Below are 13,663 nucleotides of genomic sequence, written 5' to 3' on the forward strand. Positions count from 1 at the left end.
CAGGCTTTCCCTGCCGGGGCTTTTTTATGTCTTGCGGAACGATGGACACTGACAAAGGACAGTGCACTTTTTTGCATATATTTCAAGGGGTATATACTTTGCCATTGCCATAAAATGTTTGTCTTTGGTGACGATCTTTAATTTATTTTGCATACAATTCTGGGCGATTAGTATATCCGATATTCCTACATTATTGTTCCCATACTTTAAATTTAATAGTTGTATACCTTGTATTTCCCGCCAATCAATTACCAAAACTTTTTTCCGTAAACTATTCAATAAGTCCGCTAATTTATTTTCTCTTTGGTGAATTACCAATGGCAAGAGTTCTGTTAAAATAATATCGTTTGTACATACCAAATTAGTATATATCAATTCCTTGATAAAAGAATATTTTTCATTTCCCTTAAAAAATTCAATCCATGCGGACGAATCTATAATAGTATCGCTCATCGTTTCCTCAATTTATCCAAATCAATATCCAGGGTTATTTTTCCAAAATAATTAGTCAATTCTCTGACCTTTTCTCGTTGGATGACATGCTCTAACGCGTATTTTATCAAGGCGGTTTTGGTTGAAATTTTGGTTAATGTCATGGCTTCATTAACCAATGCGTCGGGCAATTCCAGAGTGGTTCTCATATAAAATACCTCTATGCATATAATAACATCTTTTCGTATGTATTGTCCAATGATTTTTTACATAAACCGCGATGAAATTTAACCATATAACCATATTATCGAAGCAAAAGTTCGTGATGTTCGTGTCGTTCGTGGTTAATCCTATTCTTCCTGCGTAACATGGGCTGATAATCTTTACAAGGCCCGGCTTTTTTTTTATGATCCTACCCTATGGATACCTGCCGTAACCGGCTGCGGAAACGCCGTTACTTTGACTGGGCCGCCACCGCCCCGCCGGATATTCCTGTCCCCGGGGACGTCCCCTTGGGGAACCCCTCCTCCCGTCATGGTGAGGGCCGGGAGGCCCGGGACGCCCTGGAGGAGGCCCGGAACCGGTGTGCCGCCGCCCTGGGGGTACGGGCCAAGCACCTCTTCTTTACTTCCGGGGGAACCGAATCCAACGCCCTGGTCCTCTTTTCCACCCTCTTCCGAAACCGGGGGGATATCCTCTACTCCGCGGTGGAACATCCCTCGGTAAGTGAGAACTGCCGGGTCCTGGAGCGGCTGGGAAAAGGGGTTGCCCCCATCGCCGTAGGTGAGGATGGCCGGGTAACTACGGAAACCCTGGAAGCGGCGCTGAAGAAAAATACCGGGGCCCGTTTGGCGGCGATTATGGGGGTGAATAATGAAACCGGGGCCGTCATGGACCTTTCCGGCCTGATAGACCGAATCAGAAACCGGGGGGGAGCCCCCGTCCATGTTCACGGCGACATGGTCCAGTCCCTGGGGAAGATCCCCCTGGACCTTACGGCCCTGGATCTGGATTCCGCCTCCGTAAGCGCCCATAAACTCGGGGGCCCCCGGGGGATAGGCCTGCTCTACTGCCGGAAGGACCTGGAACCCCTCTACCGCGGGGGGGGGCAGGAGGGGGGCAAACGGCCGGGAACGGAAAACATCGCCGGAGCCCTGGCCCTGGCGGATTGCCTGGAAAGGCGGCTTAATCCGGATACCCTGAAGGGGGAATATGAAGCCGCCGCTTGCCGCTGGGAAACCCTGATCCGGACCCTCCGGGGAATGGACCGGTGTTCCCTCATCCCCCGGGATCGGGGGGATAGGGATCCCCGGTTTTCCCCCTATATTCTCCAGGCCGCTTTTCAGGGTATTCCCGGGGAAGTGATGGTCCGAACCCTGGATGACGCGGGGTTTGCGGTTTCTACCGGCTCCGCCTGTTCCTCGGCGTCGGGCAAACGTCCGATCCTCGCCGCCATGGGGGTGGATGAAAAAACCGCCTTTGAAGGGATTCGGTTCTCCCAGGGCTGGTCCACCACCGCCGAAGAGGTGGAAGCCCTGATCAACGCCATAGGAGAAATCCTTAAAACCCTGTAACATAAAAGGATGATCACCTATCTTTTAAAATTGGGGGAACTTACCCTTAAAGGGGGAAACCGCCGGGCCTTTGAACGGATACTCCGGCGGAATCTGGAAGCGCTGATCCGGGGAACCGGGGCGCGGGTGGAGACCGCCAACGGCCGCTTCTACATCCACAGCCCTGAAGGGACAGAAAAACAGGCTGAAGACGCCCTGGATCATCTGATGGGTATCACCGGATGGGCCAAAACCGGGGTATGCGAAAAAACCGTGCCCGCGGTGATCCGCTCCTGTATAAACGAGGGGCAAAAGCTCCGGGAGCGGGGGCTTCAATCCTTCAAAATTGAGGCCCGCCGGACAGATAAGAGTTTCCCCCTGGATTCCTACGGTATCGCCTGTGAGGGGGGTAAGGCGGTTCTTGAGGCGGTCCCGGGGCTGCGGGTGGATGTCCACCGGCCCGAGGGAGTTATTGAGGTTGAGATTCGGGAAAAGGCCTATGTATACGGTTTTGGCCGCCGGGGGCGGCGGGGACTTCCCGTGGGAAGCGCCGGCCGGGGGCTGCTACTCCTCTCCGGAGGTATAGATTCCCCGGTAGCGGGTTACCTCTTGGCCTCCCGGGGGATGTTGATCGAGGCGGTTTATTTTCACGCCTACCCCTATACCTCGGAAGAAGCCCGGCTTAAGGTAATAAAACTGGCGGAAATTGTCGGCCGGTATTCCCAGGGGATACGGCTCCACATCCTGCCCGTTACAACGGTTCAAATGCGGATAAAAGAGGGGGCCCCATCGGAATGGCATACCATACTCCTCAGGATGGCCATGATGGATGTTGCGGAAAAGCTGGCGGTAAAATGGCGCTGCCAATGCCTTATCACCGGGGAAAGCCTCTCCCAAGTGGCAAGCCAAACCATAGAAAATATAGCCTGTACCGAAAACCGGGTAAAACTCCCGATATTACGGCCCCTTATCGGCATGGATAAGGAGGGAATCATCCGGCTCGCCGGGACCATCGGTACCTATGAAACTTCGATCCTTCCCTATGAAGACTGCTGCGTTCTTTTCAGCCCCCCCCATCCCATCCTTCGGGGGGACCGGAACGAAGCGCTCCGCCTCTATGAAGGGCTTGGCCTGGAAGAAAAGTTGGAAGAGGCCCTCCGGGAAGGGATCACGGAGAAATGTTCCTTCCCCCAGGAAAGGCCGAAGCCGCTATGTTAGGCCATGCCGGGGTATTCCCCAAGGGCTAAAGCGCCGGATGCCTTATTCCAGGGGCGGAAAATATCCTATCTTATCCCGGCCGGATCGTTCCAAAAGATACACCTCCGCTTCCACCGAAAGGTAGGCCCGCCCAAAATCCGTGGGAAGCTGGGACCGATAGCGCAGGGTATATGAACCGGAAGAAGCCGATCCCAAACGCTCCAGGACCGGCGTTATGCCTTGAGGCCGGTAGAGGGGCAATACCTGGCCTCCGGTTTGATCACAAAGATACCGGAGTTCCTCTGCCGGAGGCTCTTCTCCCACGGTTACCGCGTAAAACCGGATGCCGTTATTGGTAAGGTAGGCGGCAAGCTCCGAAAGACTGTATTGATCAAAGGCAAGCTCCCCCAGGGTTCCTACGCCCACAAATACCACCGCCCGCTTTTTCGAGCCCGGCAGGAGATCCGTGGCGGCCAGCCGCAGGCCCCGATCAAAGCGCCACCGGGCGGTATAAGAAGCGGGATTCCCCCGGGCGGCGGCGGCAAAAACCGCCGCGGAGGCCCCCGCAAGCCCTTCCCGCTGGGGCTGCTCCCCGGCGGAAACCAGGGAAACCACCCGGCTGCCCCCGGCCAGGATATCCCGGATCGCCGCGGCCAAGTCCGCTCCCCGGGAAGCTGTTTCCGGGGAACGTTCCATCAGAAGCACCACATCGCTGGATTCGGTCTGGTAGGCGCCACCGATAAAATTCTGTTCGCTGACCGCACGGCCTTCCTCGCTGAGGAGGAAATTCCCCGCGTTCAGGCCCACCACCGGCCGCCGCCGGCGGTTCTGAACCTGTACTTCCACGGTTACTTCGGGAAAATTATCCGATACCACCCGATCTATCTGCACAAAAAGACCGGCGGCCATCTCGTTGATGGGGGTCATTACCGCCACTTCCCCGGCTTGGAAATTCGCCGCCAGGATATTACCGTTCCGGTCAAGCTCCGCCCCCACAATCCGCACCCGGGAATTTCCCAGAACCCCCAATTCGCGGACCAGGGCGGAATCAATATCAATAAGGAGGAGCCGGTTGGTATCCGCCAGCAGAAGCTGCCGTTCCGAAAGGAACCGAAGGCTCTCGGGCCCGGAAAGCCCCTCTTCCACTAAAACACCCCCATAGCTTCCATTCCGGTCAAAGATAAAAATCCGCCGGGACACCCCGTCGGCGATAAAGATCCTTTCCCCCCCGGCGGCTATACCCGTGGGGGAAAGGAGCCCCTGAAACCCGGATCGCCGGTCCCCAAAGGACAGGATAAATTCCCCATCGGGATCAAATTTGGAGATCCGCCGGTTTCCGTAATCCACCACATAGAGGTAACCCTCCTCATCTATGGCCATATTCTGGGGACCAATGAGCTGGCCCTCCCCCAGGCCCTTGGAGCCGATATAGGCCAGCCATTCCCCATCGGCGCTGAGGATACTCACCCTGCCTCCCCGGAATTCCGAAAGGTAAAGCCTGCCGTCAAGACCCCGAACCAAATCATAGGGCCGATCAAATCCGTTCAGGGGACCCCGGCGGCGCTGGCGGATCATACCGTTTACGTCAATCCGGACCAGTTCGTTACTCCCATAGGCCACCACCCATGCCGAACCGTCTTCCAGGGCCAGGATCGAGGTGGGTTGACGGTATAATACAATATCATCGGAGGTACCAGGATAACGTCCCGCTTCCACATAACGGATATCCTCGTCCATGGCGGGAAAGAGGCTGCGGCGGTTCCGTATGGTTTCAATCCGTCCCATTACCAAAAGACCGTCCCCGGAGGAAGGCCCATAGGCCGCCGCCGCCGCCTGCCATTGCCGGAGGGCCGTATCCTCAAGGCCCGACCGGAAATAAGCCCGGCCTAACCAGTCCAGAATAAGCCCTTCCCCGGGCCGGAAGGCGAGGGCCCGTTCAAAGGAAAGAATCCCCTCGTTAAAGGCATAACGGTTATAGGCCTGCACCCCCAGACGAAACTCTTCCCGGGCATTAAGGGCGCTACGGTCTGCCCCTCCCAGGGCATCGCTCTGCTGGGCGTTAAGGGAGACGGGAAAAAACCAAAGAAAACCGGCCAGGATCGCGGGAATCAGCAAAAGCTTCCCGCCCGCCGGAACACCATCCCGGCCGGCCGGGTCCCCGGAACCCGCTCCATTCATTGGGTATCCCCCACCACCATACGCATATGGGTTTTTATTGTCTGTTCCCGGGGGGCTAAATCCAAGGCCCGGCGCAGCCAGATCCGGGCTTCCTGGGGTTCACCGTTTTTAAAATAAGCCCACCCCAGGGAATCAAGGTATGCCGGATTCTGAGGCTTCCGGTCCACCGCTTTGCGGCAAAACCGGAGTCCCCGGAAAATATCCATACCGGTATCAACCAAAATAAACCCCAGGCCGTTCAAAGCGGTAGTATTATTTTCATCCAAATCCAGGGCTTTTTCATAAAACTCCACCGCCTGTTTGTAATTTTTCTGCGTCCACGCCGCATAGGCCAGGGTAGTATAGAGCTGCACCGACTCAAATCCCCCTGAAATAAGGCGATTAAGCTCAAATTCCGCCATCTTGGAACGCCCGGTCCGCACATAAATATACGCCAGGGCCATCCGGCATTGATAGGCCCTGAGGGGATTGGAACCGTTGGTTACCACCTGTTCCAGGTACAATAGGGCATTTTCGTATTGCTCAAGTTTGGTATAACAGAGTCCCAAATAATAGACCAACTCCGCGTTTTCCTCGGCGCTAAAGTCGTCGGTCTTTACCTTTTTTAGCTCCTGTAAGGCCTTAGCCCAGCGCTTATTGATAAATAACCGTATGCCTTCCTGAAGGGTTCCTGTCATCCCATTTACCCCATCGGAGTGCCGCTTTTTTCCAGGCTGGCTATTACCGCTTTGTGGGGAGGAACGACGGCACCCCGATCCCCCAGTACCACCGGATAAAGATAAACCGGACTTACCGACACCAGGTTCCGGGAAACTACCTCCCAATCGGAGCCCGGATCGTTTTCATTTTCAATGAATCCTGAGTTTATAAAACAATAGGTATACCCATCGGGGGCATCAAAAGAAACCAATTTATCCTGGTAATGCCTGCGGGTAGGAAAGGTAATGGCCATACCATCGGGCCCTTGGGGGGTATTGGGGATATTCACATTGATAAAGATATCCTCCTCCCAGAGCTCTATCAACGCGTCCAACTGGGCAACCGCGAAGGAAACCGCCCCATCCCAATACAGTGGCGGGGTAAGTCCCGCCAGGGATAAGGCGATAGAGGGAATATGGTGCAGGGCTCCCTGCCGGGCCGCTGCGGCGGTACCGGAATAGACAATATCCGTACCAAGATTAGGCCCTGCGTTGATCCCCGAAATGAGGAGTTCCGGCTTAATGGGAAGGCATCCCAAAGATGCCGCCATAACACAATCCGCGGGGGTTCCCGTACACACCCAGGTGCCCGGTCCCTGGGCCTTGATCCGGATGGATTGGTTTAGAGAGATAGAATTGGAAACCCCGGAACGGTCCGAATCCGGGGCAAGCACATAGATCTTATGGCCGGTTCCGCGGCGCAATCCCTCCGCAAGCCTTTGGAGTCCCTCACAACCGATACCGTCATCGTTGGTTAGTAGTATATTCATGGAATCCTATGACGCTCCCCTCCCAGAAGTTCCCCCGTCCAAAGACGGGTTTTTGTGTATGGGTCCCCCTCCAGGTAAAAGCCGGGCCGCCGCGGCGGGACGGACATTGTACAGCAGAGGATGAAACCCAAAGATCCGTTCATAATCTTCAAGCCGCCGTTGATATTCGGCAATGGCTTCTTCCTTGAGGAAGGTATACGTACACCCGCCAAAACCCTGTCCGGTCATCCGGGAACCCAACACCCCCTCAATTTCCTGGGCCCGCTTTACCAGCCAGTCTATCTCGGGACAGGAAACTTCGTATAGATCCCGAAGGCTTTCATGGGAATGGAATATCAGCTTGGTTAACGCGGGAAAATCCGCTTTTTTTAGGATCCGTTCCGCGTCGTTGACCCGCTGGAGTTCCTGGATTATATGCAGACAGCGCCGCCGGATTTCCTCGGGTAAATCCCCCATGGAATCCATCAAATCCTCGGCGGCGTAATCCCGAAAACTCACCCCATGTCGTTTCTGGGAGAGGATATCAAGCCCCTTCCGTATGTCCTGCCGCCGCTGTTTGATTTCATCCTCTACTCCCATACGGACCCGGGAATCCATGATGAGGATCTTGTTTTTGGCCAGGGGAGATTTTATTCGTTTTACCTCCCGGGTAACCTCATCCACCACAAGAAAATGATCCTTTTTAGCGGAAAGGGCAATAAGATAATCCACGGCACTGATGTTTTTTCCGAAAAAAACCCCTTTAGCAAGGACAAGCCGGTTTAAAAGTTCCTTATCATTGATATTAACGGAAAAAAAACCCCGCAGCGCCACCGCGGCGGCGACTTCTATGGCCGACGATGAGGCCATACCCACCTGTTGGGGAATGTTTCCCGAGAGGGTAAAATTAAGACCCTTTACCGGATACCCCAATTCGGCAAATACATGAACGGCAACCTTGACGTAATTTGCCCAACGATCTTCCCTTTTGTATTTAAGGTTCATTAAGGTGGTGCGTTTCCGCTCTCCCAGGTCGGCGGCATAAAAACGGAGGGAATTATCCTTACGCAGGCTCACGGCAACCCGCATATGCCGGTCAATCGCGGAAGAAAGGTACAATCCGGCCTTTGGCTCGCCATGTTCCCCTAAATAATGAATTCGTCCGGGAGCTTCGGCAATAACAACAGATTCGGATCGGTCGGCGTCTAACTCGTATTCTGTACGGTGAAGGGCACCGATGTCCAACATTTTCATAACCCCTTGTAGTAAAAATTGAGAGCTTCCCGATCCGCTTTGTTACCTGCCGGTTTTAAGAACCCAAACAAACCGTCGTAAATCTCTAACTTTGATGATACAAGAAAATTACGGTTTATTCAACAAAAAACCTTCTAATTTCATATTGTTACGGTTCTCTTACACCATATTTTATCACAGGGAAGATAAAAAGGAGAAGGGATCCCCGGTATTGACGGAGGAAAATTTTTTCGTTAACCTTATTTTTTATATGGTTAACGATATTGATAAACCTATTTCTACCAAGGCTTATCTCCTGGAAAGGCTCCGGGGGAACCGGCATACCCGGATCTCCGGGGAAATCCTGGCAAAAGAACTGGAGGTTTCCCGGGTAGCGGTCTGGAAGGCGGTACAGGCCCTGAAAAAAGCGGGGTATTCCATCATCGTGGATGATGGCGGATACCTGCTGGCCGATGAGGAACAGGACTTTCTCTACCCATGGGAATTCGGGGACCGGGAAAAATTCTTCCGCCACTGGGTCAGCACCGACAGCACCATGAACCGGGCGAAAGAACTGGCCCAAGGGAAAAGTCCTTCGGGTATGGTGATCACCGCGGAGACCCAGACCGCGGGCCGGGGCAGAAACGGGCGAAATTGGATATCCACCCCCGGGGGCCTGTTTTTTACCCTCCTGATCCGGCCCGGCTGTACCGTGAGGGAATATTCGCTCCACACCATGGCAGTCCATATTGCCGCCGCGAAAACCCTCGGCGCCCTATGCGGAAAGGAGGCCCGTCTCCGCTGGCCCAATGATGTATATGTCGGGGACAAAAAAATAGGGGGGATCCTTTCGGAATTTCACGGAGAAGGGGACTTCGTCTCCTGGCTTAACCTGGGGATAGGGCTTAATATTAACAACCGTATTTCTACCCCGGAATCGGTGAGTTGTTTGGACCTCTTAGGACACCCCCTCTCCAGGAAGGCCGTACTGGTTCGATTTCTGGAAAACCTGGAAAGAATACAAAAATCAGCCCCCACTCGGGAGGAAGTAACAAAACAATGGAATCAAAACGCCCTGGGACGAGGAGGAGAGGTCCTGATCATCCCCGGGGACCATGCCCGCCGGGATATTCCCCGGACGGGTCCCGCCCCGGGGGAGAGCCGAGGGCGGGGTAGGTTTTGGGGAATCGACTCCTCAGGCAGGGGAATAGTAAAAAACCCCTCGGGAATCATACGGATATCCCCGGCTTCATCCTCACTTTATTTTATCGAGGAAAACCGTTTTTTTTAAGGAGTAATTAATATGGAAACCAAAATCGCCCTTAGGGCAAAACGAAGGGCCATTGCCCAAACCACCATGGCGGCCCTCTTTGCGGCCCTGATCGCGGCGGGGGCCTTTATCTCAATTCCCCTGCCCTTTTCCCCGGTACCCGTGACGCTGCAGAATTTGTTCGCCCTCCTCTCGGGGCTCATCCTGGGGCCCCTCCTGGGAGGGGCGGCGACAGCCCTCTTTCTTCTCGCCGGCGCCCTGGGGGTTCCGGTATTTTCCGGCGCCGTCGGGGGGTTCGCCCACTTTTTCGGCCCCACCGGGGGGTTCCTCCTGGGCTACCTCTTCGCGGCCCTAAGCGCGGGGTTTATTGCGGGCCGGCCCCGGGGAAACCGGCGGGTACCCCTCCTGCGGATCATCCTGGCGGTCCTGGCGGGATTCCTCGTGGTGTATGTCCCCGGGGTTATCCGGCTTAAAGTTGTCCTGGACACGGATTGGGGTACGGCCCTGGCCGCGGGGTTTATTCCCTTCATTATCGGGGATACCCTCAAGGGGATCGCGGCGGTACTTATCGCTCCCCGGCTGCGCCGGGTCGCGGTGGAACAGATGGATGGCTAACCCCCTTTTTTCGGTAAAAAATCTGGTTAAGGTCTTTCCCAACGGAAACCGGGGCATCTCCGGTATCGACCTGGACCTCTATACCGGGGAATGCGTGATCATCGCCGGGGCCAACGGTTCCGGCAAAACGCTCCTCGCGGAGATGCTCCTGGGTTTAACGGATCCCACCGAGGGGGAAATCCGATTTCAGGGCCTCCCCCTGGATGATACCGAGGCTGTCCTGCGGCGCGAGGCAGGGTTGGTTTTTCAAGACACCGATGCCCAAATCATCGGGGAGACCGTAGTGGAAGATGTCGGCTTTGGCCCCAAAAACCTGGGCTTTTTTAAGGAAGAAATTCGGCGTCGGGTAGAGGCGGCCTTGACCGCGGTGGGGCTTGCGGATAAAGGGGATTACCCTCCCCGCCGGCTTTCCGGGGGAGAAAAACGGAGGCTGGTGGTGGCGGGGGTTTTGGCCATGGGCTGTGAAACGATGATCCTGGATGAGCCCTTTGCCAACCTGGATTGGCCGGGGGTTGTCCAGGTACTCCGGGTCATCCGGGACTTAAAACAGGCCGGTAAAACCCTGATCATCCTGACCCATGAGCTGGAAAAGGTTCTGGCCTTTGCGGACAGGCTCATTATCCTAACCCAGGGACTTATCCGGGATGACGGCCCCCCCGAGGAGGTCCTCAACCGGCTCCAGGATACCTACGGGGTCCGGGATCCCCGGTTTTCATATGCCCGGGTGGAGGATTGTACATGGCTCGATTAAATCCCCGGGATTCCATTCCCTATGCCTATTGTCCCGGTTCAAGCCTTCTCCATCGCCTGCCTGCGGGACTCAAGCTCCTCCTCTTCCTCTCCTTGTCCTTTTCCGCCTTTTTTTTCGGCTTTCCCGGCCTCTGTGGGGGGAGCCTGCTCCTCTTTTTCGGGACCCTTTCAGCGGGGATAAAACCCTGGGAATTGTTCCGGGGGGCCCGGTATCTCTTAATCATGACGCTTTTAGTCCTCGCCTTTAGGTCCTGGAGCTTCTTTCCCCCGGCATTTAATGTTTCGGGATTTACCGCAGGCTGCCGCTTTGCCGCGACCATCCTGGTTTCTTTTGCCGCGGCTTCCCTCCTTTTTAAAGTAACCACCATGACGGAATTCCGGGAGTCTATCCGCAGAGCCGAAGGGATCCTGCGGTACCCCCTCCTGGCCCTGTTAAAACCCTTACGCCAAGACTGGGCCTGCCGGCTGCGATATCGGCTGGAACGGCCCCGGCTTAGTTTGGGAATCGCTCTTTTATTGGGGTTCCTGCCTCAATTTTTTGAAATATGGGAGACCGCCTCCAAAGCCTATGCGGCCCGGGCAGGAAAAAAGGGGATATCTCGGATAATAGTCCTTATCCCCGTCTTAAGCGAGGGAATGATGGAACGGGCCGGGAAAACTGCCCGGGCCCTGGAAGTCCGAGGAGTATCCCTTTAGCTATTTCCGCCGGATTACCGGATTTTGAAATCCTTTCTATAAAAAATCCATAGAAGCCTTGATCAAACGGATACAGCGTATTAAAATAAGACAAACGGTTGTTATAGAATCCTATGGATCCTGGGGACCATACGTTTTAAATAGCCAGGGTTTTTTAAAATTTTATAAGGAAAAACGGAATTTAGACCGCTTTTCCTAAAGCCGGTTCCAAAAACAACCGAGTTTAAAACCGGTATAGGTGCGCTGGTTCTAAAATCGATTATTTTGTTACCGGCGCTTGCGGTTTCAGGCGAACGTCTTACGAAACCGCGTTTTATAAGTTGCAGTTCTAAAATTATGGCCCTGCCGGACCATCGGATTTCGGAACTGCCACCAGTAATTTGGTATTTTTAACCGGAAAAACCGGGGAGGCGGGATACAATGAAAAGACTCATCACATCTTGTCTGTGGGGTATGTTTTTTATCATGCTGGGATTTGCCCAAACTCAGGAAGGAAGAGGAACCTGGTATGATACCGAATCAAAGGGATTATCCGCTTCCCATTCGAATCTTCCCTTTGGGACCCGGGTACGGATAACTAATCTGCAAAACGATCGGCAGGTTATTGTAACCATTGACAACCGAATTGCCGATACGCCAAACCGGATTGTTGATATATCCAGGGCAGCGGCGGATAATTTGGGAATGAATCCCCGGGGTACTACCCCGGTACGGCTTGAGGTACTGGCCCGTCGGCAGACCGATACACCGGTGCCGACGGAAATAGCTGTCGTCCCCCCTCCGGAACCAACGGTAAACCAGCCGGCTTCCTCCCCTACTCCCCCCCAAACGGTGGGAATAGAGGTAAAGTCGGATCCCTCCCAGGGTAATCCCGGTATGGTGAATCAGACTATTATCACCTTTAACGGAATGCCTGGTTATTCTCAAAATGAGGGGAGTGCTTCCCTGACCCCGGCTCCGTCCCTTACCTCGTCCGGAGGCAGGCAGGTGCCGATGATGCCGGAACCGGTGGCCACGGCGCAAGAAGTGCCGGTTCCCATACCGTTCCAGCCGGAGCCGGTGCTGAGATCCCCGGAGCCGGTAGTGGTTGCTCCCCAACCTATGATTATGCAGCCTTCGATAATAGCTCCGGTAGTGGTTCCCCCGGTGGTGGTACCTCCGGTCCTGGCCCCGCCGGTGCTGGCGGAACCGATATTGACCCCGCCGGTATTGGCTGAACCGGTCCTGACTCCCCCGGTATTGGCCGAACCGGTACTGACTCCGCCGGTAGTGGCGGAGCCCATATTGTCCCCGCCGGTTCTTTCCCCCCCGGTAATATCGGAGCCGGTAGTGGCTGGGCCGATCACAACAGAGCCGATCATGAGTCCTCCATTAGTATCGCCGATGGTGACTGCGGAACCGATGGTTGCCACTCCCATAGCCCCAGAGCCCCTAACCGTAAGCCCAACCTATATGACGCCGGCCTATACGGACCCTGGCCCTACCGGATTGATAACACCGGAGCCTTTGAGGGTTCCTCCGGTGAGAAGTCCCACCGCCCCGACAGTCGTCCAAGTCACGCCCCGGATGCCCGATCCGCGAAGCGGCAAAATATATCGGTTGCAGGTAGGGGCTTTCTCCAATGAACTAAATGCCCGGGAGGCGGTTTTCCGCCTGCGGGAAGTGGGGTTTGATCCCGCGTATGAACTCTATGGCGGTTATTGCCGGGTAGTCCTTACCGGAATACGGGCTGCGGATGTCGAAGCCATAATTCGACGGGTAGGAGCCGCAGGTTTTATACAGGTTTTTATTCGAGAAGAGTCGTAAGCCTATGAGGTATGGTAAATATTATATCGACGATATTCCCAAAAACTTCGGTCGTTGGGAATATTGAGGTTGTTTCAACAGATCGGGATAGAAAATATTTTTTGATTTTTGGTTCAAGGGAAATTTGGATAAAACCCTTGTTCAAGATGTAGGGAATTGTTATACTTGTAACAAGTTCTCTTTTTTTGGGTTGTGAATTTGGTATTTTAAGAAAATTGGGGAGGCAATATAAATTGAAAAAGATAATATTATCTTGTCTGTGGGGTATGGTTTTTATCATACTGGGATTTTCGCAGACCCAAGAAGGAGGAGGTACTTGGTACGAAACCGAATCAAAGGGATTAAATGCTTCCCATTTAAATCTTCCCTTTGGGACTCGGGTGCGGGTAACTAATCTGGACAATGATCGACAAGTAATCGTAACTGTTGATAATCGAATTCCCGAATCAGCGGATCGGATCATTGATATATCTAAGGCGGCGGCGG

General features: G+C 54.3%; 13 protein-coding genes and 1 pseudogene. 8 read left to right on the top strand and 6 right to left on the bottom strand.

From position 1 onward, the window contains the following. Positions 1 to 24 precede the first annotated feature (24 nt). Together LQZ21_RS01960 and LQZ21_RS01965 are read right to left on the bottom strand one after the other, a co-directional pair. Positions 25 to 453 carry a PIN domain-containing protein gene (locus LQZ21_RS01960; protein WP_411042462.1) on the bottom strand — a complete coding sequence of 143 codons (429 nt, stop codon included), beginning with the start codon at positions 451 to 453 and terminating at the stop codon, positions 25 to 27. After that, positions 450 to 641: a type II toxin-antitoxin system VapB family antitoxin gene (locus tag LQZ21_RS01965; protein WP_411042463.1), complete on the bottom strand. Its 192-nt coding sequence runs from the start codon at positions 639 to 641 to the stop codon at positions 450 to 452. Before LQZ21_RS01965 ends, LQZ21_RS01960 begins: the two co-directional genes overlap by 4 nt. 210 nt (positions 642 to 851) lie before the next feature. Between LQZ21_RS01965 and LQZ21_RS01970 the strand changes: the two genes are divergently transcribed. Continuing rightward, the gene (locus LQZ21_RS01970) at positions 852 to 2,006 is read left to right on the top strand and encodes a cysteine desulfurase family protein (protein ID WP_411042464.1); all 1,155 of its coding nucleotides are present in this window, start codon (positions 852 to 854) and stop codon (positions 2,004 to 2,006) included. A 9-nt stretch (positions 2,007 to 2,015) separates the two neighbouring features. Next, complete coding sequence (gene thiI, locus LQZ21_RS01975) at positions 2,016 to 3,203, top strand: tRNA uracil 4-sulfurtransferase ThiI (RefSeq protein WP_411042465.1); 1,188 nt, start codon at positions 2,016 to 2,018, stop codon at positions 3,201 to 3,203. A 42-nt stretch (positions 3,204 to 3,245) separates the two neighbouring features. On the opposite strand, the gene LQZ21_RS01980 is transcribed toward thiI, so the two are convergent. The 4 genes from LQZ21_RS01980 to LQZ21_RS01995 are packed head-to-tail and all read right to left on the bottom strand — an operon-like array spanning position 3,246 to position 8,055. Beyond that, positions 3,246 to 5,360 carry a 6-bladed beta-propeller gene (locus LQZ21_RS01980; RefSeq protein ID WP_411042466.1) on the bottom strand — a complete coding sequence of 705 codons (2,115 nt, stop codon included), beginning with the start codon at positions 5,358 to 5,360 and terminating at the stop codon, positions 3,246 to 3,248. Beyond that, a complete protein-coding gene (locus LQZ21_RS01985; RefSeq protein WP_411042467.1) occupies positions 5,357 to 6,037 on the bottom strand; it encodes a tetratricopeptide repeat protein in 681 nt (226 codons plus the stop codon). Before LQZ21_RS01985 ends, LQZ21_RS01980 begins: the two co-directional genes overlap by 4 nt. 5 nt (positions 6,038 to 6,042) lie before the next feature. Then, complete coding sequence (gene surE / locus LQZ21_RS01990) at positions 6,043 to 6,828, bottom strand: 5'/3'-nucleotidase SurE (protein ID WP_411042468.1); 786 nt, start codon at positions 6,826 to 6,828, stop codon at positions 6,043 to 6,045. 6 nt (positions 6,829 to 6,834) lie between these two features. Next, entirely contained in the window at positions 6,835 to 8,055 is a 1,221-nt protein-coding gene (locus tag LQZ21_RS01995) for a galactokinase (protein WP_411042469.1), read from the bottom strand. 256 nt (positions 8,056 to 8,311) lie between these two features. On the opposite strand from LQZ21_RS01995, the gene LQZ21_RS02000 reads away from it, so the two are divergent. From LQZ21_RS02000 to LQZ21_RS02025, 6 genes and pseudogenes are all read left to right on the top strand, one after another. Then, positions 8,312 to 9,331 carry a biotin--[acetyl-CoA-carboxylase] ligase gene (locus LQZ21_RS02000; protein ID WP_411042470.1) on the top strand — a complete coding sequence of 340 codons (1,020 nt, stop codon included), beginning with the start codon at positions 8,312 to 8,314 and terminating at the stop codon, positions 9,329 to 9,331. 12 nt (positions 9,332 to 9,343) lie between these two features. After that, on the top strand, positions 9,344 to 9,925 hold the full coding sequence (locus LQZ21_RS02005; RefSeq protein ID WP_411042471.1) for a biotin transporter BioY: 582 nt from the start codon (positions 9,344 to 9,346) through the stop codon (positions 9,923 to 9,925). Then, on the top strand, positions 9,918 to 10,676 hold the full coding sequence (locus LQZ21_RS02010) for an energy-coupling factor ABC transporter ATP-binding protein (protein ID WP_411042472.1): 759 nt from the start codon (positions 9,918 to 9,920) through the stop codon (positions 10,674 to 10,676). The genes LQZ21_RS02005 and LQZ21_RS02010 overlap by 8 nt, the downstream gene beginning before the upstream one ends. Continuing rightward, positions 10,664 to 11,371 (top strand): CbiQ family ECF transporter T component, encoded by a 708-nt coding sequence (locus LQZ21_RS02015; protein WP_411042473.1) that lies wholly within the window; start codon positions 10,664 to 10,666, stop codon positions 11,369 to 11,371. The genes LQZ21_RS02010 and LQZ21_RS02015 overlap by 13 nt, the downstream gene beginning before the upstream one ends. A gap of 420 nt (positions 11,372 to 11,791) precedes the next feature. Beyond that, on the top strand, positions 11,792 to 13,177 hold the full coding sequence (locus tag LQZ21_RS02020; protein WP_411042474.1) for an RlpA-like double-psi beta-barrel domain-containing protein: 1,386 nt from the start codon (positions 11,792 to 11,794) through the stop codon (positions 13,175 to 13,177). 266 nt (positions 13,178 to 13,443) lie between these two features. Continuing rightward, a pseudogene (locus tag LQZ21_RS02025) lies at positions 13,444 to 13,647 on the top strand (septal ring lytic transglycosylase RlpA family protein); the annotation flags it as partial. Positions 13,648 to 13,663: the final 16 nt, after the last annotated feature.

This window comes from Treponema sp. TIM-1, assembly GCF_046533115.1.
Lineage (GTDB): Bacteria > Spirochaetota > Spirochaetia > Treponematales > Breznakiellaceae > JAIRMO01.